A 21,741-nucleotide genomic window follows, 5' to 3' on the forward strand; every position below is an offset into this window, starting at 1 on the left:
AAATTTCTTATTTCTTTAGAAATGAAAGTTTTGATAAGATTAATAAGTGAAAAATTAGCAGTTTAGTATCCTTATCTTTTTGTAATAAGTTCAACCTAAGTTTTTGTCCAATTCATAGATAGCTAATTACGGTATTTTTAAGTCTAGGTTTTTGTGCTAATCCATCACAATTTATTGATATATAAAAAAAAAGTTTTTTAAATTCATTTTTTTAGTATGTTTGTCTTGTTAATGAGTTCACTAATAGAACGCATTGCCTATATAAATGAATACTATTTTCAGATTTGGGCTTAGGAGGATAAAGAAGTCTACTCCAAAAGCTGTCTTAGGTATAAGATTCCAAATTCTCAGGCTGACTTCTAAAATAGAACATACCTTCAAGCGTTTATCGCAACGCACATTCATGCCATTTACGGTATTTGCTTTCCGTATTTGATGCACACTCTTTTTTTAATTATCAGCTACTAACATAGCGTGACTCTCATTATTTCTTTAATTTTTTTATTCATTTAAAATGAAAACTAAATATATTGATCTCATCGAGCAGACATTCGATTTTCCACAAAAAGAATTCACACTTGATGACAACAAATTACAATTTCACGGCATTGATCTTACAAAGCTCATTGCTCAATATGGTGCACCCTTAAAATTTACGTATCTGCCAAAAATCTCTGAAAATATCAACCGAGCAAAAGGTTGGTTTGCAAATGCTATTAAAAAACATAAGTATGCAGGTAAGTATCATTACTGTTATTGTACTAAAAGTTCACATTTCAATCATGTCTTAAATGAAGTATTAACGAATGATATTCACATAGAAACTTCATCCGCTTTCGATATTGATATTGTTGAAAATCTTAAAGCACAAGGAAAAATTACTGACAACACATTTGTCATTAGTAATGGTTTCAAACGTGATCAATATGTGAAAAATATTGGAAAACTGATCAATAATGGACACAAAAACTGTATTGCAGTTATAGACAACTATGAGGAAATCAGTTTATTGAGTGAAGAAATCAACGGAAACTATAATGTAGGAATTCGAATAGCTTCAGAAGAAGAACCAAAATTTGAATTTTACACATCTCGTTTGGGAATTGGCTATAAAAACATTGTACCTTTTTACAATCGAGAAATCAAAGACAACCCAAGAGTAACGTTAAAAATGTTACACTTTTTCATCAACACTGGAATTCGTGATACAGCTTATTACTGGAACGAATTGTCTAAATGTCTGAAAGTATATGTCAATCTAAAAAAAGAATGTCCATCACTAGATAGCCTAAATATTGGAGGTGGTTTTCCGATCAAAAACTCATTAGCATTTGATTACGATTACGCGTATATGATTGATGAAATTATTCAACAAATCAAACAAACGTGTGACGAAGCTGGTGTAGCTGTTCCAAATATATTTACAGAGTTTGGAAGCTTTACAGTTGGCGAAAGTGGTGGTGCTATTTACGAAGTATTATACCAAAAACAACAAAACGATCGTGAAAAATGGAACATGATCAATTCATCTTTCATAACAACAATGCCAGATACATGGGCAATCAACAAACGATTTGTCATGTTACCAATCAATGGTTGGCAAAAAGAATATGAACGTGTATTATTGGGCGGATTAACCTGCGATAGTGACGATTACTACAACAGTGAACAACACATGAATGCAATCTATCTACCAAAATACACCAAAGACAAACCATTATACATAGGTTTTTTCAATACGGGCGCATATCAAGAAAGCATTGGCGGATTTGGCGGATTGCAGCATTGCCTTATTCCACAACCAAAGCACATCTTAATTGATCGTAACGAAGCTGGAGAAATTGAAACGCGTGTATTTGCGCAGCAACAAACCTCTGAAAACTTGCTTTCGCTCTTAGGATATGATTATGGAATCAATAATGCGCTGTCAAAAGCTGATAAAGCAATTGACTTTAAAAAAACAATAGAATTAACACAACCAACATAAAAATTACATCGTAAAAAAGTATTATTAATAATCAATAAAATGAAAACCAAAAAAACGTACGCTGGCATTCCTGAAGAATATGCTAGTTTTGAAAAGTCAAAAATCATGTTAATCCCTGTTCCGTATGACGGAACAAGTACATGGGGAAAAGGCGCAGACAAAGGTCCAGAAGCATTTTTACATGCTTCTGAGAACATGGAACTCTACGATATCGAAACCGATAGCGAAGTATACAAGCAAGGAATCTATTTATCAGATCCCATCACGGTTAACGAATCGCCAGAAGCAATGGTAAACGCCGTACATGAACTAACCAAAACGAACATAAAACGGAACAAATTTGTAACCTTATTTGGTGGAGAACATTCCATCTCAATCGGTGCTATGCGTGCTTTTAACGAATGTTTTGACAACCTAACAGTTTTACAAATTGATGCGCATGCTGATTTGCGTAAAGAGTACGAAGGTTCAAAATACAATCATGCATGTGCATTGTATGAAGCAAACCAAAACACAAACTTAGTACAAGTTGGAATTCGTAGTATGGACGCAATTGAGCGTACAGAAATGAATGAAGACAATGTGTTTTTTGCACACAATATGGTAAATGATGATTATTGGGCAGACAATGCAATTGATGTAATGAGCACTAACGTATACATTACAATTGATTTAGATGGTTTTGATTCGTCCATTATGCCATCAACAGGAACTCCAGAACCAGGCGGATTGTTTTGGTATGAAACACTTGATTTTCTAAAACGTGTATTTACCGAGAAAAATGTAGTTGGGTTTGATATTGTTGAACTATGTCCAAATCCGAATGACAAATCATCGGACTTTGTAGCTGCTAAACTCTATTATAAAATGTTGAGTTATAAATTTTTGGAGAAGGATGAAGATGAAGAAAACGAAAATCTATACAAAACAGCAAAAGACGAAAAAATCAATCGTTTAAAATATAACGTAGACGAAGATGAAGACTAAAGGTGCAGTAACAGAATTCATAGAAAAATATTTCTTACACTTTAATGCAGCGTCAGTAGTTGATGCGGCAAAAGGATATGAAGAAAACTTAGCAAAAGGGTCAAAAATGTTAGTCTCTTTAGCTGGCGCGATGAGTACAGCTGAATTAGGGAAAATATTTGCAGAAATGATTCGCCAAGATAAAGTGCACATTATTTCATGTACAGGTGCAAACTTAGAAGAAGACATCATGAACTTGGTCGCACATTCACATTACAAACGTGTACCAAATTATCGGGATTTAACGCCGCAAGACGAATGGGATTTATTAGAAAAAGGACTCAATCGTGTTACAGATACGTGTATTCCTGAAGAAGAAGCATTTCGTAGGTTGCAAAGTCATATCCATAAACTATGGAAAGATGCAGAAGCAAATGGTGAACGGTATTTGCCACATGAATACATGTACAAAATGTTGCTTTCGGGCGTTTTAGAAGAATACTATGAAATTGATTTAAAAGATTCTTGGATGTACGCTGCTGCTGAAAAAAACTTACCAATTGTTTGTCCAGGTTGGGAAGATAGCACCATGGGAAACATCTTTGCAAGCTATGTAATGAAAGGTGAGTTAAAAGCAAGTACGATAAAATCGGGAATTGAATACATGACGTTTTTAGCAGATTGGTACACTGAAAATTCTAAAAATGGAATTGGATTCTTCCAAATTGGAGGTGGAATTGCTGGCGATTTCCCAATCTGTGTCGTGCCAATGTTATACCAAGATATGGAACGAACAGATACACCATTTTGGAACTATTTCTGTCAAATTAGTGACTCAACAACGAGTTACGGATCGTATTCTGGCGCAGTGCCAAATGAGAAAATCACGTGGGGAAAACTAGATATAGATACTCCAAAATTCATCATAGAAAGTGATGCAACTATTGTTGCGCCCTTAATATTTGCCTACTTATTAAACTTATAACTAAAAAAACAAACCATGCTACCAAAAAAAGATAACTTAAAACGTGTCATCGTTGATTTTAAAAAATTAACGCCAGAAATCTTAGGATTATTAGTTGATAAATATCGTTTCGGCTATGACAGAGATCATATCATAAAATTTAAAAATGCTAAAGGCGAAGCTATAGAAGCTGTAGAAGTGATTTCTGGCGACACAAAATACTTAGTAAAAGTAAGTGTGAAGCTTGAGCTAACGATGGAAAATTACGATGAAAATGATTATGAAAATTTTGAGGATGATGATCCAAATGCAATACAGGCACCAAATGAAGAAAAAGATAATTACTAGGTAGTCATTTATTAATAATTTATAGTAATGAAAACCATTCATAAAACACGATTATTGGCTGTCAATGGAGATAAACTTTTAGTGATTGAAAAAATAGGCGATACAAAAGAATGTACGCTTCCAGGTGGTGTGAAAAAACGAAAAGAATCTTTAGAAGAAAGTCTTGTGCGTGAAACTAAAGAAGAAATTGGGTTATTAATTAATCCAAATAAACTTTCACACATCATATCAAATGTTGTTACAAAAACAGATTATATTATTATAAAACATCATTTTTTGTTAGCTTTAAAAACAGATGAATTTAAAGTACTGGAAACCGAAAAATTCAAGGATGTATATTGGACTTATTGGGAAGATGCATTGCCATATTTAGACAAAGAAGACAAAAAAGCGACGAAAAAGTATTTTAAAAATAGATTTAAAAAATAACCAAAATTATATACTTATGAAAGTAGCATTTCATCTCGCATTACCATGTGATGACATTCAAAAAACAAAAGGATTTTATGTAGACATTCTAGGTGCAAGTCAAGGAAGAGGGAACGATACATGGATTGATATCAATTTATATGGTAACCAATTGACATTCACCAATGCAGGTTCATTTAACTTCGATTTTAAAAATTATCGATTGAGTGGGCAAGTTTTGCCTTCATTTCACTTTGGGATTATTGTAGACACTGAAACTTGGGGAAAACTCTACACAAAACTATTTTCTATGAATATAGAAGTAACAACAGAAGTTACGTTTTTGGAAAATAAAGTAGGAGAACATATTTCGTTTTTTGTGACTGATCCGGATGGTTACAAGGTAGAATTTAAAAGTTTCAAAGACGTAGACGAATTATTTACAAACGTTCAAAGACATAGTGCAACATGATGAAAAATCGTGTTGCATCAAAAAAAAATAAAGCAAAAGATATAGAAAACATTGAACTTCAATTCTTAAATCTAAATGATTCTGATTGCAGATGTTGATTTATTAAGAGAATTGAATCAATTTAGTACCGTAAAAACCTAAGAGATCGAAGAAAAGATTTATTCGAACTCAGAAAAAAGTAATAAAAAAATTAATTTCATTCATAAAATAAAAAAATTGATCGAAACAGCATTAAAAATAATTGGTAGTGAAGAGTGGTGTACTTTTGAAGATTTAGCAATTCCAGCTATCAAAGCACGTGTAGATTCAGGTGCAAAAACATCTTCGATTCAAGCGAATAATATAAGATTAATTGAAAGTGGTAATGAAGATTGGGTAAGTTTTGAGGTCAATCCAATACAGGAAAATCGAAGTCTTGTTGTAAAATGTACGGCAAAGGTTTTTGACAAACGTATGGTGAAAAGTTCAAGCGGAATTTCAGAGGTGCGATATGTTATAAAATCACCTGTAACTATTGGAAATGATACCTATGAAATAGAATTGACATTGGCAAATCGTGATGCAATGGAATTCAGAATGTTACTTGGACGTGAAGCATTGACTGAGCGTTACATGATTAATTCTTCTAAAACATTCATGGAATCTGACTTTACAACGGAAGATATTCGTGAAAAATACAAGCACTTAATCAAAGAAAAATCAGGATTAAAAATAGCTTTATTAGCAAGCAATCCCGATTTATACAGCAACAAGAGAATTATAGAAGCAGGAATTGCACGAGGACACGAAATGGTCTTTTTGAATGTAGAACAAGCATATATGAAGTTTGATGCAGTTGAACCGCAAGTTCGCTATCGTGGTGGAAATATCGTAGATGAATTTGATGCAATTATTCCAAGAATCAAGCCTTCAGTAACGTTTTATGCGTGTGCTTTAATTCGTCAATTTGATGCAATGGGCGCGTATTGTTTAAATTCTGCGCAAGCAATTACACAATCAAGAGATAAATTGCAAGCGACACAATTATTTGCAAAGCATGATATTAACATTCCGATCACAGGATTTGCGAATTCGCCATTAGACACTAAAGATTTAATCAAAATGGTCAATGGCGCTCCGTTAATTATTAAACTATTAGAAAGTACACAGGGAAAAGGTGTGGTTTTGGCAGAAACAACTAAAGCCGCAGAAAGTGTAATCAATGCATTTAAAAGTGTAAAGACGAACATTTTAGTGCAAGAATTCATCAAAGAAGCCAACGGACAAGATATTCGTTGTTTCGTAGTGAACGGAAAAGTAGTGGCTTCCATGCAACGACAAGCTGCCAAAGGAGAATTTAGAGCTAACATTCATCAAGGTGGAACAGCATCTAAAATTAAAATTACTAACGAAGAACGTAAACTAGCTATAAAAGCAGCTAAAATATTAGGATTGCCAGTTGCTGGTGTTGATATTATTCGTTCTAACAAAGGACCATTATTGTTAGAAGTAAACTCTTCTCCTGGGCTAGAAGGAATTGAAAATGCAACAGGATTGGATATTGCCAATGTTATGATAGAATCTATTGAGAAGAAACTAAAATTTAAGAACCAGTAACTTTCAATAATTATTCAGACTCTTGTGGAGTACTGTTTTAGAGTATCGATTTTGGGGTAAATTGGGGGGTTTTCAGTACTCCTCTAAAATATAAATAATTGATAATCAATGTTTTAAAAGGTGATCGATTCGTGTTCATAACCCGGAGGTCACGAGTTCAATTCTCGTTCTCGCTACAACAATAAACAAAGGAAAAGCTAAGACTTAGAATCTTAGCTTTTTTGCTTTCCTAAAACATACCTAAAACAAATTAGAGCGATTATTCTATTTTTAATTACTAGTAATATTCAATTAACCTTTCATCTACGAATAGCCTTGAAGTCGCTGATTGAAAACGAGTTCGACTAATCTAATTCCTTATATCATAAAATTTAGCATATATAGATACGGATATTTCTGTTATTGAATTAACCGCTTATGAAAGCTTTATAATAGATGATTTAAGAGTCGAAATCAAGGCATAGTCTGCTTAGTCAGTATAGTAATATTGCGCAATATGTGACTAATAATAGCTTATTGTATGAACTAACTATAAAAGCTTTTGGTAAGGAGTTTTCGATGTTGACATAAAAAAAACGAATCAAAGTTCGCTTTAATATTATTTATGCACAGCCATAAACAGTTTCGTCAACACAGACTCTAGAGTTATAATCATCAGTATCTAGGCAATAAAAGCCCAGTCTTGTATAAAAATAACACCCAGCCCTTTCTGTATTACAATACCATCAACTATCAGCAGTAACGTCTCCACCTTTTAATTCACTAAGGTTAGAAATAGATTTCTTTCTTAGTTTTTAATTTTCTTTTTTTTCATAATAAATTGAGTTTATAATTAGTTGATAGAAATCAAACTATAAATTCAATCAAACAAAAATTTATAGTCGTATTTATAAAAATACGTATGCTAAATATGAAACGAAAAATTAAAGAAACCTTAGAAAAACCCTAGTTTCCCTAAGTAGATTTAGAAAATTTAGAGTCAAAAAAATCAAAACATTTCGTATTCCGTTTTCATTCTCACTTGGCAGTATGAGATAAAGAAATAGCCTAAAATAAATTGTTTAAAAAGCTGAATCCTAAAAAGGGGGCTGAACTGGTTTTAGTTAATCAACTAAATACATCAAGACTCTGCACTTGTAAGAATCATGCCTAAAACATTTATTTTCAAAAAACACTTCTTCTAAAGGCTTTCAAATTTTATTTCTCCTTCTTATTGGGTAATGAATCTCTTAAAATTTCCCATGTATATAAATCTATCTCATAATTCTTGATGACTAATTCAAGTATATAGCATACAAAAACATTCTTTATAAAAATCAAAATAAACCAACATGAAAAAATGTACTTTACTTTTTATTTTAATTTACGCCCATCTACTAATGGGACAAAATTTAATTCAAAACCCCGGATTCGAAAGTGGTCCAACTTCTGTCACAATTGATCAAGTAGATCATGCTACAGGTTGGAGCAATGGTTGTAGAATACAGTTTTTAACTGTAGATTATTGCACTCCCGATTTATATGATAAAAATGGCTACCGTAGCTGTTATGTAAAAAAAGCGCTTTTGCCTCGTAGTAATGGTGAATTAAATGAACGATATGTACATATGTTTAATAATTCAACTAATCCTACTACTGGAGAATCTGTGAAAGCTACCATAACAGAACCGCTTTCCGAAGAACATTCGTATGAGGTATCTTGTTATGTATCGAGAGAAATTAATATTCATGACGATGACGATGGCGAATATGAAGCACCGCTTCAACTCGAATTTGTACTCAGAAATAAAGATAATTGTCAGTTAGAAAAAATTGTACATACCAGCACGTATGTAAAAGGTGTTTTTAAATTTAACACCTGTGAAAAAGCACCTAAATATCCATCAACAGATTGGAGGCAAAAGAAAGGCTCTTTTAATTTAGACACAGGAGACATTGCTAAAGGGTATAACAGGTTAGAAATAAGAATTAAAGGACAGGCAAGTTTGTTAGACCCTATTTTTATTGATGATGTTGAATTGAAAAAAGTGAAAAAGGTAAAAGCCTGTTTTCAAATAAAAAATATTGATTCAGAACATACCGAAGCTTCTGACTATGGTCCAAAAACCGTGAATCAGCTTTGTTTGCCTAAAGTTGAAATTGATGGAAGTTGCAGTACAAACGAAAATGGATACCACATTCGAATTTCAGAATTTAGTTTATCACCATGGGCAATTGTTACCGATTATTATGACGGATGGGTTGCGCCTGGAATTGCGCCAAGTAACATAGATCTTACAAATCTCATTGGAACGCCTTCTGCCAATAATGATTGGACTTCTAGAACGTTCGATCCTACAAAACTGTATGCCGTTAGTTTAAGTGTTGGTCCTATTTGGGATTCAGCTCCATTTCAGTTTTTTAGAGTTGAAAATTGTCAAGGAAACGAAGCTTGTTTTGAGATAAAAAACATTGATTCAACACATACTGAAACTTCTGATTATGGGCCACAAACCGTGAATCAACTTTGCTTGCCTAAAGTTGAAATTGATGGAAGTTGTAGTGCAAATGAAGATGGATATCACATTCGAATTTCAGAATTTAGTTTATCACCATGGGCAATTGTTACTGATTATTATGATGGATGGGTTGCGCCTGGAGTTGCACCAAGCAATATAGATCTTACCAATCTCATTGGAACGCCTTCTGCCAATAATGGTTGGACTTCTAGAACGTTCGATCCCTCAAAGTTATATGCTGTTAGCCTAAGTGTAGGTCCTATTTGGGATTCGGCACCATTCCAGTTTTTTAGAGTTAAAAACTGTCAAGAAATAGAAGCGTGTTTTCAAATAAAAAATATTTTTTCTACTCATACAGAAGCTTCTTATTATGGGCCACAAACCGTGAATCAACTTTGCTTGCCTAAAGTTAAAATTGATGGTAGTTGTAGTGCAAACGAAGATGGATATCACATTCGAATTTCAGAATTTAGCTTGTCGCCATGGGCAATTGTTACTGATTATTATGATGGATGGGTTGCGCCTGGAGTTGCACCAAGCAATATAGACCTTACCAATCTCATTGGAACGCCTTCTGCCAATAACGGTTGGACTTCTAGAACTTTTAATCCCACAAAATTATATGCCGTTAGCCTAAGTATAGGTCCTATTTGGGATTCGGCGCCATTTCAGTTTTTTAGAGTTCAAAACTGTCAAAGAGATACAGACAATACCAACGAAAATAGTACCGTGAAAATTTATCCTAATCCTGTCAAAGATTTTATAAATATTCGCTTTAGCAAAAATGAAACAGGAAATATCGCTATTTATAATTTTAATGGAGATCTTATGTTTACAAAGACATTTTCACAAACGAATATAGTTACTTTTAATATGGACGCTTATAGAAAAGGATTTTATCTTGCAAGAATTACAATAGCTAACAAAACGAAAACGTATAAAATACGTAAAGAATAACAGCAGTATTTTGACCTGTGCTAAATAACCTTTTTTAGCACAGGTCATTGTTATCTTTAAATGCTTTATAAAACAATCAAAATCATTGTATTACTAACGCAGGCGGAACATACGTTTGTGTATTCCAAATTGTCGGTCCTGGCACATAAACTCTTAAGATTAGATAGAAGTCTTCATCTTCAGGACTTTGCAACCAATACACACCATCTTCGCCATTATCTGATGGTTCGTCTCTTTGTAAATAGATCGCCATTCCACCTTTTTCATCTCTTGATTGATATTGCGGGTCATAACTATTTATAGTATACGAGTTAGAATCAGTTACCAAATTGAAATCACTAGTCTGATACATGGTAATAGACCAAAAACCAAAATAGCTAGCATCGAATGTTGGAAATTCATCTTCATCAAAGTACATCTTATATTGAGAAGTTCCACTTAAAGATTCACCTCTATTATCTAAAGATGTATGGATATACACATTTTCATCTGGATAATGCGCTGTAATTCCGGCCAATGCTTGCAAAGCAGATCTTGTAATAAAATCACCATTTTGCCCAGATTGCCCAATGTCTCTTGGCGGATATGACCAATAGTTTAAAGCCGAAGAAGCACTAGAATTTCCCATTTCTTTTAAAAGAGCCAAACCATCTTCTGCTGCCGAATTCAATCCAGTTATTGTTTCTTCTGATTGTTCAGATAATAATTGATTTGGTCCCACGCCAACTGTTGCAAATAAACTTAATAATTGCGATTGATCTACACCTGGCAACACACCTGGCGGATTTATATTCATTGCATTATTCATGGCTTCCCAAGTACCTTCCGTTTCTACAGTTGGGTTTATTGGAATGTTTGGTGCCGCTTCTGCAACTGGCACATAAGGTTCTCCGCTAATCCAATTAGATAATGGTGTAATAATGTATTGTTCCTGAATCGCTAATGCCTTATCTAGATCTTCTTGCGAATTAGAATCGTTCACACCAGTTCGTCCCATTAATAAAATTTCTGGCGTTCTTGATCTTGGTAAAACATCCATAACATTATCAGGAATCTTTCCATTCCATCCTGGACCGCCAATTAAATAATTTGCAGCTTTTGTTCCTGTAGCATAGGTTCCAACATAAGCAAAATTGTCAGAGTCAATACACGCCATTTGTATACAATAATAGCGATCATCAACTGCTGGAACAGATAAAATCATTGGTTCATCAGATACATCTAACCAACCTGTTGCATATAAAGTATCACAATTTGGCGATCCGCCAGTAGTATTTTCGGGTGTTGCTAATGCAGTACTTTTAAAAAAGGAATTTATAGGCGCCCAAGGGACACTTGCTCCAGATGCTTCTGCATATTCTTTTCCGCCTTCAGTAGACCATAACCATTTTAACCAAGAAAGATATACCCAAGGAAAACCATAAATATAAGCTTGTATTCCTAAAGAATACGCATAGGCTTCATCCCAGTCATTACCTGTAGTGGCAACATCATTTTGTTGTTTTTTTGTAGTAGTAGTTTTCATAATTTCTTTGTTTGATACAAAGATTTGCAAATTCACATCAAAAATGAAAGCGTATAAATACGTCTTATGAAAACCAGAAATACGTGTTTTACATGAAAAAGTTATAAAAACTAGAATTCATTCATACTTCACAAACATTCCGTGTTGCATTTGTAGTGTTAGCAATCGAAGAATATCATTAAAATAACTATCATTAAAAGTGTTTATGTTTTCAATGTATGCAGCGTTGATAAATTCTTGGTCATTAGAAGTCATTGTAGCTGTAGCAAAACAACCTACAAACGCACTTGTTTTCTCTGTTCTAAAAGTAGTTCCATCAAGATTATAACCGTCGGTAATATTTGAGAATCCTATTTTCTTTGTAAATCCATTAATTGTCTTACAGTATTTTTCAGCACGCACGTCACCAAACCACACATAATCTTTTGAAATTCGCCAAGGAGTTCGTGCAGCATCATAATAATATGCTTTTCCGCCATACTTTGCCCAACTTACATTGTCGGCTGGCGTTGTTCCGTCTACTTTACACCAATCTGGCACCAAACCCGTTTCTGGATTCCAACTTTTAAATAAGATTTCATAACATTTGTCGCTTACCTTATTCCAAGAATCATCATTCATTACTTCTGCAAAAACTTTAAAATACGCAGGTGCAAAGTACGACGGATTTGTTGTCATGCTTCCGCCCCAAGCATCTCCTGCCTTTAAAACATAAGTTCCCGGCTCTACCATGTGCTTTTTTATTAATCCTATTATTTTTTTGGCTTCCGCCAGATAGTACTCGTCTTCAATCAACTTGTGTGCAAGCAATAACGCATAGGCAACATCGACATCTGCGTCGGTTGCAGCATTTTCACCTACCATTTTTCCAGTTGAATCAATTTTCCAATTCATCAATCCGTTTGCATCTAAATGTGCATTGTAATACTTGTAGAAAGCATCAAAAGTTGTTTTGTCTTTCATCATTGCAGAAGCTAACAATCCGTAACCAATTCCTTCACTTACTGTATGCGACATATCGTCAAATAAAATACGTTTTGCGCCTTCAGGACAACCATCAGAAGTTACGTATTTCTTTTTCCATATTGCGTATGTATCTGCAATTCGCTGTGCTTCTAAATTAGTAGGTAACGTACCATGAGCATACGTATTTTCAGTATTTTTTGTACAGCTTATAAAAAGCAAAAGGATCGTAAAAATGGTTGGTATTATTTTTTTCATGAACTAAAAATAGTATAAAAAATATAACATCAACATTTTTGTTAAAATAAGATTATGAATGTATAATTTTGGATCAATGTAGAAGTTATAAACTACGCTTTTAAATCTATTTCTTTGATGTTTTTGATGCGATTTCGCTCTAAGAAAGCGTCAATAGTTTCAAAGTGTTCGAGTACACGCTTTTCTTTAAATTCGAATACTTTTTGCGAAAGTCCTTGCAAGAAATCACGATCATGCGAAACTAAGATCAACGTTCCGTCAAACGCTTTGAGTGCATCTTTTAAAACATCTTTGGAACGTAAGTCTAAATGATTTGTTGGTTCATCCAGAATAAGCAAGTTTACAGGTTCTAGCAATAGTTTTACCATTGCTAAACGTGTTTTTTCTCCACCAGAAAGTACACTCACTTTTTTGTCAATATCATCTCCTTTGAACATGAATTGACCGAGAATATTTTTAATTTGTGTACGAACATCTCCTTTGGCAACTTCATCAACTGTTTGAAAAATTGTTAAATCTTGATCCAATAATGAAGCTTGATTTTGCGCAAAGTATCCAACCTTTACATTGTGACCTAGCTTGCAGTTTCCTTCATGTTCAATTTCACCTAAAATCGATTTAATCATGGTCGATTTTCCTTCTCCATTTCGTCCCACAAACGATACTTTTTCACCGCGTGCAATAGAGAAACTTGCATTTTTAAATACACTATGATCGTCGTAACTTTTAGACAATTCTTCCACAATAACTGGATAATCGCCCGAACGTGGTGCAGGCGGAAATTTCAGCTTTAATGCTGAATTATCAACCTCATCAATTTCAATAATTTGTAGTTTTTCAAGCATTCGCACACGTGAAGCAACTTGATTTGTTTTGGAAAATGTTCCTTTAAAACGATCAATAAACGCTTGATTGTCTGCAATATATTTTTGTTGTTCTTGGTAGGCTTTTATTTGATGTGTTCTACGATCGGCACGCAATTCTAAATAGTGAGAATAGTTGGCTTTATAATCGTAAATTCTTCCCATTGTCACTTCTATGGTACGATTGGTAATATTGTCGATAAACGCTCTGTCGTGCGAAATTACCATGACTGCATTGGCTTTGTTTACCAAGAAATCTTCCAACCAAATCACAGATTCAATATCAATATGATTTGTTGGCTCATCAAGCAGAATTAAATCGGGTTTTTGCAATAAAATCTTAGCAAGTTCAATTCGCATACGCCATCCACCACTAAATTCACTTGTTAAACGTTGAAAATCGTCTTGTTTAAAACCAAGTCCTTTCAATGCTTTTTCAACTTCAGCATCATAATTTATTTCTTCTAGCGCATAAAATTGCTCACCAAGTTCCGAAACTTTTTCAATGATTTTCATGTAGGCATCACTTTCATAATCTGTACGTGTTTCTAGTTCTTTATTCAACGCATCCATTTGATCGCGCATCTTAAATATCAACTGAAACGCTTTTGAAGCTTCATCAAAAACCGTACAATCATCTTCTGTCAATAAATGCTGTGGCAAATAGGCAATTACCGTATCTTTTGGACTACTTACTTTTCCACGCGTAGCATTTTGTGCACCCGCAATAATCTTCATCATGGTAGACTTTCCTGCACCATTTTTCCCCATAAGGGCAATTTTATCATTTTCATTAATGACAAAATTTACATCACTAAACAAAGTTGTTCCACTAAATTCTACGGCAATATTATCTACGCTAATCATCTATTATTTTTTGAGATTGCGAAATTAAGAAAAAGCAAGTAGCATTTTGCATACATTTTTACTTTTTAAAAATTTAACCTAGTTTTGAGATTATGGTAATAGATATTATTGACGATCAATATTTTCAGAAAACGAGACTTCGGAAAATTATTTATAAAACACACAATGTTATTATCATTGTTACGTCTGCAGTATTTCTGATTGACTTGTTGTTTTCTCTAGATTTTTTTCAACCCTATTTTTTTATTTTTTTTGGTGTTCCTGTACTCCTTTTGCTTATCATATCAATTTTAGATGCTGGACTTTTTATCAGAACTGGCACTCTTGAATTTATCGAGAATCGCATGATTATTACCAATGAGAATATTATTAATGAAATTGATTTGAGAACCATTGAAAAAATTCAACTTAAAAAAGTAGGTCGTGAAATGTTTGTGCTAAAAGTAAAAACACACGAAATTTTGATTGAGTTAACGTATCATAACAAATTAGGATTTAAGAATATACTAAAACAGTATAACGTGAAAATTGACATTTCTTTTTTTGGAATTAAGATTTGACTGAATAAAACTATTAAAGTATTTTTCTTACCTTTGAAACTGTATTTTCTTTCTAAGTTAAAGATTACTTATTTCACACTAAAAAATAAATTTGTATTTTAAGGAAAGTTAAGCACTTTTTCGTTTATCATTAGTACAAGAATTTACTCGAAGTTATGTCAAAACCGAACTCTATTGTTCATAAAATATATCATGATGATTCGCTATCTTTTACGGAAGAAGATATTGAATTTATTGAGCGTAGATATAAAAAAGTTTCTTTTAAAAAAGGAGATATTGTACTTTCTGTTGATGAAAAAGTAGATTATCAATACTTTGTGTCTAATGGTTGTTTGCGAACGTTCTTAATTTCTAAATCTGGAAAAGAACACACCATTCAGTTTGCCATAAAAGGTTGGTGGATTAGCGATTATATTGGTTATTTTTCTGAAACGAATTCCGTATTAAATATTGAATGTATTGAAGATGCAACTTTGTATAAGGTTTCTAGGAATTGTGTCAGCGAAATTTACAATCAAGTTCCAGTAACAGAACGTTTTATTCGTAAAAAATTGGAACGTGCATTTGTATATTTTCAAAAAAGAATATTAGCTAATTTATCACAGACTGCTACAGAACGCTACTTAAACTTCAACCACGATTATCCAAATATTGAACAGCATATAAAAAACTACCATATAGCTTCTTATCTTGGCATCACCAACGAAAGTCTGAGCCGAATTCGTAAAGAAATTGCCAAAAAGTCTTCTTAACATACATCATTTTTTTTCTTTCTTATTAAAAGTATTTTCGTGAAGTAAAAATTCCCCTCTATGAAGTATATAATGAGTGCATTAGCTATAATCATTATGATTACTGCATGCACAATGAAAAACAACAAACCCGAAGAACAACCTCAAAAGCAACAAAAACGTATAAAAAAAGTACTATTTGTACTTACAAGTCATGATCAATTAGGAAATACAGGTGAGAAAACTGGATTTTGGATTGAAGAATTCGCAGCACCATATTACGCACTGAAAGATAAAAATGTATTAATAACGCTTGCTTCGCCAAAAGGTGGACAACCACCAATTGATCCTAAAAGTGAAGGCGAAGATTTTCAAACGCCAGCTACCAAACGATTCAATACCGATAAGGAAACACAAACGCTTTTAGCGAATACATTAAAATTAGCCGATATAAATGAAGTAGATTACGACGCTGTTTTTTATCCTGGCGGACATGGTCCGTTATGGGATTTATCAGAAGATCCAAATTCAATCAAATTAATTGAAGCTTTTTATAATAGTAACAAACCTGTAGCTGCAGTTTGTCATGCGCCAGCAGTTTTAAAGAATACAAGAAATACCGATGGAACTCCATTAGTAAAAGGCAAAAATGTTACTGGTTTTTCAAATACAGAAGAAGAAGCTGTGCAATTAACAGCTATTGTGCCTTTTTTAGTGGAAGATATGTTGAAAGAGAATGAAGGAATTTATTCTAAAGTTGCCGATTGGAATCCACATGCAGTAAAAGATGGATTGTTGATTACAGGACAAAATCCTGCGTCTTCAGAAAAAGTGGCCGCATTATTATTAGAAGCGTTGAAATAAATAAACCTTTCCTCGATTTAAATATGTTGTATTAAAAAAGGGAACTTATATTATATAAGTTCCCTTTTGTCTTTGTCCTTTTGTTATTTAGGAGTCTTTTTTTGCTTCTCTCCACTCATCAAAACGTTCTTTTAACGCGCCACCAACCCAATAAGGTACGATGAACGTTAATAAAAGAATCATCAACCAAAATCCAATGGTTAAGATGGTAAGGAAAGCTAAAAAGCCTAAATATTGATCAAATTCAAACATATTTTCCGGAATTTATCGAATTTAGCTACAAAGATATTGTATTAAATTAAAAATTCATACTGAAATGTGTAGAATTATTAACAATTGCTATTTAGTTTTTAAAAACATTAATCGATTTCAATCCATCATGGCTTAACTTCACATCTCTATTACTATTTGCTCCAAGTGTGCAATTTATATGTCGTATAATTTGACTATCTGACTGCCCTTTTAAAGTGGTAAAAATGGTTTCATTCGGATCTGTAGTCTTGTAGGTATTTTTAAATGTATACGTTGAACCATCAAAGAATTTAAAATCTGTATTATTGTGTCCATGATTATGTGGTTGCCTCACATGTGCTGTTGGCGTAGCATAATATGTTTTAAAATCTAATAAATCAAAATTTGCTGTATTATATGTAAACATTTTAAAAGCAGGATTGTTTCCATGATTTACAGCGATTCCAGGAGTTGTCACTGAAAAAGAAATCATATCACTAGCGCTTGGATTCGATGACGTTTTTGTTTTATAAATTCTTCTAAGTCCATCCAAATGTGTATGCCCATTTAGCAAGCCTACAATATTTGGCTGGTATTTTTCAATCAAATTTAAAAAGCTATTGTGTAAGTTTTTGCCATTATAGGTCAAGCTTGTATTCCACATTGAATCACCTTTATACCCGTCTAACCCAATTGGAATATGCATCATTAGTAATACACGATCAGTTTTTCCAAGAGCAGCCAATTTGGTTTCTAACCATTGCATTTGTTGTTGTGCAGCATTTTGTTGAGAAACATCATCATCATCCGTATACGTACTGTGCGTAAAAATTACGGTATTTAATGCGATTACTTTTAGTGTATTTCTCGAATCTGTTAAATCCACAGCATAATAACCAAACTCACTATTAAAATCTGGTTTTCCAACCGTGATAGTTGTAGATTTACTATTGATTATTGGCCACGGATTAGATTTGTTAGCATCTGCTTTTAATACCGTATTGGTAGAATCGTTACTAAACGAATGGTAATCACCTTCTAAAGAATCGTTATTTCCTGGTAAATATAAAATTGGAATATCAATTTTTAAATTTCTTAAATTTTCGAGCATTAAATGTGTATTGGTTCTCCTATGTTGCTTATCTGCTTTAGTTGCAGGCCAATGATGATCGTAGCCAGGTAAATCGCCCAAAAACACCATAAATTTTGGATTTTCAGCACTGACTGTTGATTCAATTTTAGCTTTCGCACGAAGCCAAAGTGCCTGAGAAGAAACACTTTTACTGCTTTTATTAGCATCCTGAAACTGAGTTTGTTTCAGTAATTTATCGACATGCACATCAGATAATGCTATAAATTTTGCAGTATTAGTTGTAACAACAGCTTCTGCATGAGCTTTTGGACATTCAGGACATTCTGAAGTATTATGTTTACAGCCAAAAAATAACAAGCAAATAAACAACGTGTATAAATAATTGGTTTTCATTCTAAATATTGTATTGATATTGATATAACCTACAAGATACTAAAAAGACAATCAATCATGTACACGTATAAATACCTAATCTAAGCGATCCTATTACTTAGTCTCCAATTGTTGTCCAACAGCTAAACTATTAGATTCCAAATTATTGAGTTTTTTTAACGCAGAAACTGATGTGTTTAATTTTCTAGCAATTGAATATAATGTATCTCCTTTTTTTACGGTATATACACTTGTAGATACAGCTGTAGATATAGCTTTTTTCGTAGTAGCTGTCAACTTTAAAACTTGTCCCACAGCTAAATTCGTACTTTCCAATTCATTTAAATCTAATAACGTCTTAACTGACAGATCGTATTTTCTTGAAATCGCATACAAAGTTTCCCCTTTTTGAACAATATGTGCCAACATATTTGAATTTTCGACCACTGCCGAAGATTCTATTACAGTATCTTCCTTTTTAGAAATTTCAGAAGTAACTTCTCCTGTTTCAATAGACATGTACACTTCTTTACCATCTAAAATCACCTTTACATATCCATCATTAACTTCCTGTGCAACACAACAAAAACACAGTAGACTAAAAATCAGTAAGCAATTATATTTCATTCGTTCTATTTTGAATGTAAAACTAAATGTTTTGTACTTTTTCTTATTACGCAAAAAGAAACTCTAAATAAATCTTAGTTAAAAAGTAAAAAAAATCGTCAGCAAACATAATTCGCATCAATTATAAAAACATCACAAATAAATCTATATGTTATGGAAAACGATTAAATTTGCACATCGAAAAAAATTATTAGGGCAATGGAATATAGAATTGAAAAAGATACAATGGGCGAAGTACAAGTTCCTTCAGACAAACTTTGGGGAGCACAAACGGAACGTTCAAGAAATAACTTCAAAATTGGTGCGCCAGCAAGTATGCCACTAGAAGTCGTATACGGCTTTGCATATTTAAAAAAAGCTGCGGCTTTTACAAACTGTGAATTAGGTGTATTACCAATTGAAAAAAGAGATTTAATCGCTTCAGTTTGTGAAGAAATCTTAGCAGGAAAACACGACGATCAGTTTCCATTAGTCATCTGGCAAACAGGTTCTGGAACGCAATCTAACATGAATGTGAATGAGGTAATTGCCAACAGAGCACATCAAATTGCTGGAAAAAAGATTGGTGAAGGCGAAAAAACGATTCAGCCAAATGATGACGTAAATAAGTCACAATCGTCAAACGATACGTTTCCAACGGGAATGCACATTGCTGCCTACAAGAAAATTGTAGAAAACACAATTCCAAGTGTTTCTCAATTACGTGATACCTTAAAAAAGAAATCAGAAGAGTTCAAAAATGTTGTAAAAATTGGACGTACACACTTAATGGATGCAACTCCATTAACGTTAGGACAAGAATTCTCAGGATATGTTTCACAATTAAACCACGGTTTAAAAGCGCTAGAAAACACCTTACCACACTTAAGCGAAATAGCTTTAGGCGGAACTGCTGTTGGAACAGGATTAAACACACCAAAAGGATATGCTAAACGTGTTTCTGAATTCATTGCACGTTTTACGGAATTGCCTTTTATTACGGCTGAAAATAAATTTGAAGCCTTAGCTGCACATGATGCAATGGTAGAAACTCACGGTGCTTTAAAGCAATTAGCCGTTTCTATCAATAAAATAGCAAATGACATTCGTTTAATGGCTTCTGGACCGCGTTCAGGAATTGGCGAATTAATTATTCCGGCTAACGAACCAGGAAGTTCTATCATGCCAGGAAAAGTAAACCCAACACAATGTGAAGCTATTACGATGGTTTGCGCACAAGTAATGGGGAACGATGTTGCTGTAACTGTTGGTGGAACACAAGGTCATTATGAACTCAATGTTTTTAAACCAATGATGATTGCCAACGTATTACAATCAGCACAATTAATTGGTGATGCATGTGTAAGTTTTGATGTAAACTGTGTCGCAGGAATTGAACCAAATCACGGAAGAATTACCGAATTGGTAAACAACTCGTTAATGTTAGTAACCGCTTTAAATACCAAAATCGGATATTACAAAGCAGCTGAAATTGCTAATACGGCACACCAAAACGGAACCACGTTACGTGAAGAAGCTGTCAACTTAGGCTACGTAACTCCTGAAGAATATGACGAATGGGTAAAACCAGAAAATATGGTTGGTGCAATGAAATAAGCATTTCAATCCAAAACATAAAAACCGCGCTAAAAACCTTTTTAGTGCGGTTTTTGCTTTTTATTCACTGGATACATTAACACTGAGAAGGCAGATCAAAATCTACTTTTCCACTGGCTAAATTGTAATATCCTGTGTGTATTGCTAGATTATTACTTAAAAAACTTCTTCTAAGAATTTCTGAATGATGTAATAATTCTGATGCGCTATGATGTGCGTTTTCAATTGTAACTCTTTTCAATCTCTTAGCCTTAGCGGTACTTTTTTTAGGAGCAGATTCAAAATTGCAACTTTCTTCAAGTGTTTTCCAATCACTTTTAACTATTTCATCATCATCAGAACAACATCCGCAAGCTTTTACAGCTGGTTTTATATGATTAACTAAATGTTCTAAACTCGGACTTGCAGGTTCTCCTCCATCAATGGCTGCTTGAACAGCACCACAACTTTCGTGTCCCAATACCAAAATATATTGGCATCCTAAAACTGCTACTGCAAACTCAATACTTGCAATAGCCGAAGTATTGGCTATATTTCCGGCGATACGCACTACAAACAAATCTCCGATTCCAGTATCAAAAATCAATTCTGGCGGAACTCTACTATCAGCACAGCTTAACACAATAGCATACGGTTTTTGACCATTTTCAGCAGTACATTTTCTTCGTTCCCTTCCTACATTAGGGTGAATAGACTTAACATCAATAAAACGTTTATTTCCAGCATCTAAACGTTTTGTAATTTTCTTAAAATCGCTACGATCTTTAAAATTTCCTTTACAATTTTCACTCATATTATAATCATCTTGGTTAGTTACTATTTCTAAATCTTATCATTTAGACTTTCTCAATAAAGGTAACTCAAAAATCATATTTGTAAGAAAATAATTCGCAAGCGCATATTTTATAAGAATGAACGCTGAAAAACATAGAACGAATGGGGTTTGGGTTTTGGGATAAAAAACAAATTGACAAAAAAAACAAATCAACAAAACT

Annotated in this window: 19 protein-coding genes; 12 read left to right on the forward strand and 7 right to left on the reverse strand. The window is 33.4% G+C overall.

The window, feature by feature from the left end:
* The first annotated feature begins 514 nt into the window (after positions 1-514).
* The 8 genes from AB8B65_RS12575 (at position 515) to AB8B65_RS12610 (ending at position 10,196) form a co-directional block, all read left to right on the forward strand.
* Entirely contained in the window at positions 515-1,987 is a 1,473-nt protein-coding gene (locus AB8B65_RS12575; RefSeq protein ID WP_405301406.1) for an arginine decarboxylase, read from the forward strand.
* Positions 1,988-2,026: 39 nt separating this feature from the next.
* Complete coding sequence (gene speB / locus AB8B65_RS12580) at positions 2,027-2,974, forward strand: agmatinase (protein ID WP_405301407.1); 948 nt, start codon at positions 2,027-2,029, stop codon at positions 2,972-2,974.
* Positions 2,964-3,938, forward strand: coding sequence for a deoxyhypusine synthase family protein (locus AB8B65_RS12585; protein ID WP_405301408.1), 975 nt, complete (start codon positions 2,964-2,966; stop codon positions 3,936-3,938). Before speB ends, AB8B65_RS12585 begins: the two co-directional genes overlap by 11 nt.
* A 15-nt stretch (positions 3,939-3,953) precedes the next feature.
* Positions 3,954-4,265, forward strand: coding sequence for a hypothetical protein (locus tag AB8B65_RS12590; RefSeq protein WP_405301409.1), 312 nt, complete (start codon positions 3,954-3,956; stop codon positions 4,263-4,265).
* Positions 4,266-4,292: 27 nt separating this feature from the next.
* Positions 4,293-4,694, forward strand: a complete 402-nt coding sequence (locus AB8B65_RS12595; RefSeq protein WP_405301410.1) for an NUDIX hydrolase — start codon at positions 4,293-4,295, stop codon at positions 4,692-4,694.
* A 16-nt stretch (positions 4,695-4,710) separates the two neighbouring features.
* Positions 4,711-5,145 (forward strand): VOC family protein, encoded by a 435-nt coding sequence (locus AB8B65_RS12600; protein ID WP_405301412.1) that lies wholly within the window; start codon positions 4,711-4,713, stop codon positions 5,143-5,145.
* Between the two features lie 216 nt (positions 5,146-5,361).
* The gene (gene rimK / locus AB8B65_RS12605; protein WP_405301413.1) at positions 5,362-6,741 is read left to right on the forward strand and encodes a 30S ribosomal protein S6--L-glutamate ligase; all 1,380 of its coding nucleotides are present in this window, start codon (positions 5,362-5,364) and stop codon (positions 6,739-6,741) included.
* 1,331 nt (positions 6,742-8,072) lie between these two features.
* The gene (locus AB8B65_RS12610; protein ID WP_405301414.1) at positions 8,073-10,196 is read left to right on the forward strand and encodes a T9SS type A sorting domain-containing protein; all 2,124 of its coding nucleotides are present in this window, start codon (positions 8,073-8,075) and stop codon (positions 10,194-10,196) included.
* An 82-nt stretch (positions 10,197-10,278) separates the two neighbouring features.
* Here the strand turns inward: AB8B65_RS12610 and AB8B65_RS12615 are convergent, their stop codons facing one another.
* The 3 genes from AB8B65_RS12615 to AB8B65_RS12625 form a co-directional block, all read right to left on the reverse strand.
* Complete coding sequence (locus AB8B65_RS12615; protein WP_405301416.1) at positions 10,279-11,721, reverse strand: DUF1254 domain-containing protein; 1,443 nt, start codon at positions 11,719-11,721, stop codon at positions 10,279-10,281.
* A gap of 117 nt (positions 11,722-11,838) precedes the next feature.
* Positions 11,839-12,942: a glycosyl hydrolase family 8 gene (locus AB8B65_RS12620; RefSeq protein ID WP_405301417.1), complete on the reverse strand. Its 1,104-nt coding sequence runs from the start codon at positions 12,940-12,942 to the stop codon at positions 11,839-11,841.
* A gap of 92 nt (positions 12,943-13,034) precedes the next feature.
* Positions 13,035-14,672, reverse strand: coding sequence for an ABC-F family ATP-binding cassette domain-containing protein (locus tag AB8B65_RS12625; protein WP_405301418.1), 1,638 nt, complete (start codon positions 14,670-14,672; stop codon positions 13,035-13,037).
* Between the two features lie 92 nt (positions 14,673-14,764).
* On the opposite strand from AB8B65_RS12625, the gene AB8B65_RS12630 reads away from it, so the two are divergent.
* The 3 genes from AB8B65_RS12630 (at position 14,765) to AB8B65_RS12640 (ending at position 16,827) form a co-directional block, all read left to right on the forward strand.
* Positions 14,765-15,232, forward strand: a complete 468-nt coding sequence (locus AB8B65_RS12630; protein WP_405301420.1) for a hypothetical protein — start codon at positions 14,765-14,767, stop codon at positions 15,230-15,232.
* Positions 15,233-15,387: 155 nt separating this feature from the next.
* A complete protein-coding gene (locus tag AB8B65_RS12635; protein ID WP_405301421.1) occupies positions 15,388-15,984 on the forward strand; it encodes a Crp/Fnr family transcriptional regulator in 597 nt (198 codons plus the stop codon).
* A gap of 114 nt (positions 15,985-16,098) precedes the next feature.
* Positions 16,099-16,827 (forward strand): type 1 glutamine amidotransferase domain-containing protein, encoded by a 729-nt coding sequence (locus AB8B65_RS12640; protein ID WP_405301433.1) that lies wholly within the window; start codon positions 16,099-16,101, stop codon positions 16,825-16,827.
* An 87-nt stretch (positions 16,828-16,914) separates the two neighbouring features.
* Here AB8B65_RS12640 and AB8B65_RS12645 read toward each other — a convergent pair whose 3' ends face one another.
* The 3 genes from AB8B65_RS12645 to AB8B65_RS12655 all read right to left on the reverse strand — a co-directional run bounded on the left by AB8B65_RS12645 (position 16,915) and on the right by AB8B65_RS12655 (position 19,150).
* Positions 16,915-17,079, reverse strand: coding sequence for a hypothetical protein (locus AB8B65_RS12645; protein ID WP_405301422.1), 165 nt, complete (start codon positions 17,077-17,079; stop codon positions 16,915-16,917).
* 91 nt (positions 17,080-17,170) lie between these two features.
* Complete coding sequence (locus AB8B65_RS12650) at positions 17,171-18,544, reverse strand: metallophosphoesterase (RefSeq protein ID WP_405301423.1); 1,374 nt, start codon at positions 18,542-18,544, stop codon at positions 17,171-17,173.
* A gap of 93 nt (positions 18,545-18,637) precedes the next feature.
* A complete protein-coding gene (locus AB8B65_RS12655) occupies positions 18,638-19,150 on the reverse strand; it encodes a LysM peptidoglycan-binding domain-containing protein (RefSeq protein ID WP_405301424.1) in 513 nt (170 codons plus the stop codon).
* 198 nt (positions 19,151-19,348) lie between these two features.
* On the opposite strand from AB8B65_RS12655, the gene fumC reads away from it, so the two are divergent.
* A complete protein-coding gene (gene fumC, locus AB8B65_RS12660) occupies positions 19,349-20,746 on the forward strand; it encodes a class II fumarate hydratase (RefSeq protein WP_405301425.1) in 1,398 nt (465 codons plus the stop codon).
* 76 nt (positions 20,747-20,822) lie between these two features.
* On the opposite strand, the gene AB8B65_RS12665 is transcribed toward fumC, so the two are convergent.
* Positions 20,823-21,539 carry a carbonic anhydrase gene (locus tag AB8B65_RS12665; RefSeq protein ID WP_405301426.1) on the reverse strand — a complete coding sequence of 239 codons (717 nt, stop codon included), beginning with the start codon at positions 21,537-21,539 and terminating at the stop codon, positions 20,823-20,825.
* Between the last annotated feature and the right edge of the window lie 202 nt (positions 21,540-21,741).

The organism is Kordia sp. (assembly GCF_045105435.1).
Lineage (GTDB): Bacteria > Bacteroidota > Bacteroidia > Flavobacteriales > Flavobacteriaceae > Kordia.

Coding starts and splice junctions, on each gene's coding strand:
- AB8B65_RS12665 (WP_405301426.1), bottom strand. CDS start 21,539: ATGAGTGAAAATTGTAAAGGAAATTTTAAAGATCGTAGCGATTTTAAG.
- AB8B65_RS12590 (WP_405301409.1), top strand. CDS start 3,954: ATGCTACCAAAAAAAGATAACTTAAAACGTGTCATCGTTGATTTTAAA.
- AB8B65_RS12585 (WP_405301408.1), top strand. CDS start 2,964: ATGAAGACTAAAGGTGCAGTAACAGAATTCATAGAAAAATATTTCTTA.
- AB8B65_RS12595 (WP_405301410.1), top strand. CDS start 4,293: ATGAAAACCATTCATAAAACACGATTATTGGCTGTCAATGGAGATAAA.
- AB8B65_RS12625 (WP_405301418.1), bottom strand. CDS start 14,672: ATGATTAGCGTAGATAATATTGCCGTAGAATTTAGTGGAACAACTTTG.
- AB8B65_RS12640 (WP_405301433.1), top strand. CDS start 16,099: ATGAAAAACAACAAACCCGAAGAACAACCTCAAAAGCAACAAAAACGT.
- AB8B65_RS12650 (WP_405301423.1), bottom strand. CDS start 18,544: ATGAAAACCAATTATTTATACACGTTGTTTATTTGCTTGTTATTTTTT.
- AB8B65_RS12630 (WP_405301420.1), top strand. CDS start 14,765: ATGGTAATAGATATTATTGACGATCAATATTTTCAGAAAACGAGACTT.
- AB8B65_RS12600 (WP_405301412.1), top strand. CDS start 4,711: ATGAAAGTAGCATTTCATCTCGCATTACCATGTGATGACATTCAAAAA.
- AB8B65_RS12610 (WP_405301414.1), top strand. CDS start 8,073: ATGAAAAAATGTACTTTACTTTTTATTTTAATTTACGCCCATCTACTA.
- AB8B65_RS12645 (WP_405301422.1), bottom strand. CDS start 17,079: ATGTTTGAATTTGATCAATATTTAGGCTTTTTAGCTTTCCTTACCATC.
- AB8B65_RS12620 (WP_405301417.1), bottom strand. CDS start 12,942: ATGAAAAAAATAATACCAACCATTTTTACGATCCTTTTGCTTTTTATA.
- AB8B65_RS12615 (WP_405301416.1), bottom strand. CDS start 11,721: ATGAAAACTACTACTACAAAAAAACAACAAAATGATGTTGCCACTACA.
- AB8B65_RS12635 (WP_405301421.1), top strand. CDS start 15,388: ATGTCAAAACCGAACTCTATTGTTCATAAAATATATCATGATGATTCG.
- fumC (WP_405301425.1), top strand. CDS start 19,349: ATGGAATATAGAATTGAAAAAGATACAATGGGCGAAGTACAAGTTCCT.
- speB (WP_405301407.1), top strand. CDS start 2,027: ATGAAAACCAAAAAAACGTACGCTGGCATTCCTGAAGAATATGCTAGT.
- AB8B65_RS12655 (WP_405301424.1), bottom strand. CDS start 19,150: ATGAAATATAATTGCTTACTGATTTTTAGTCTACTGTGTTTTTGTTGT.
- AB8B65_RS12575 (WP_405301406.1), top strand. CDS start 515: ATGAAAACTAAATATATTGATCTCATCGAGCAGACATTCGATTTTCCA.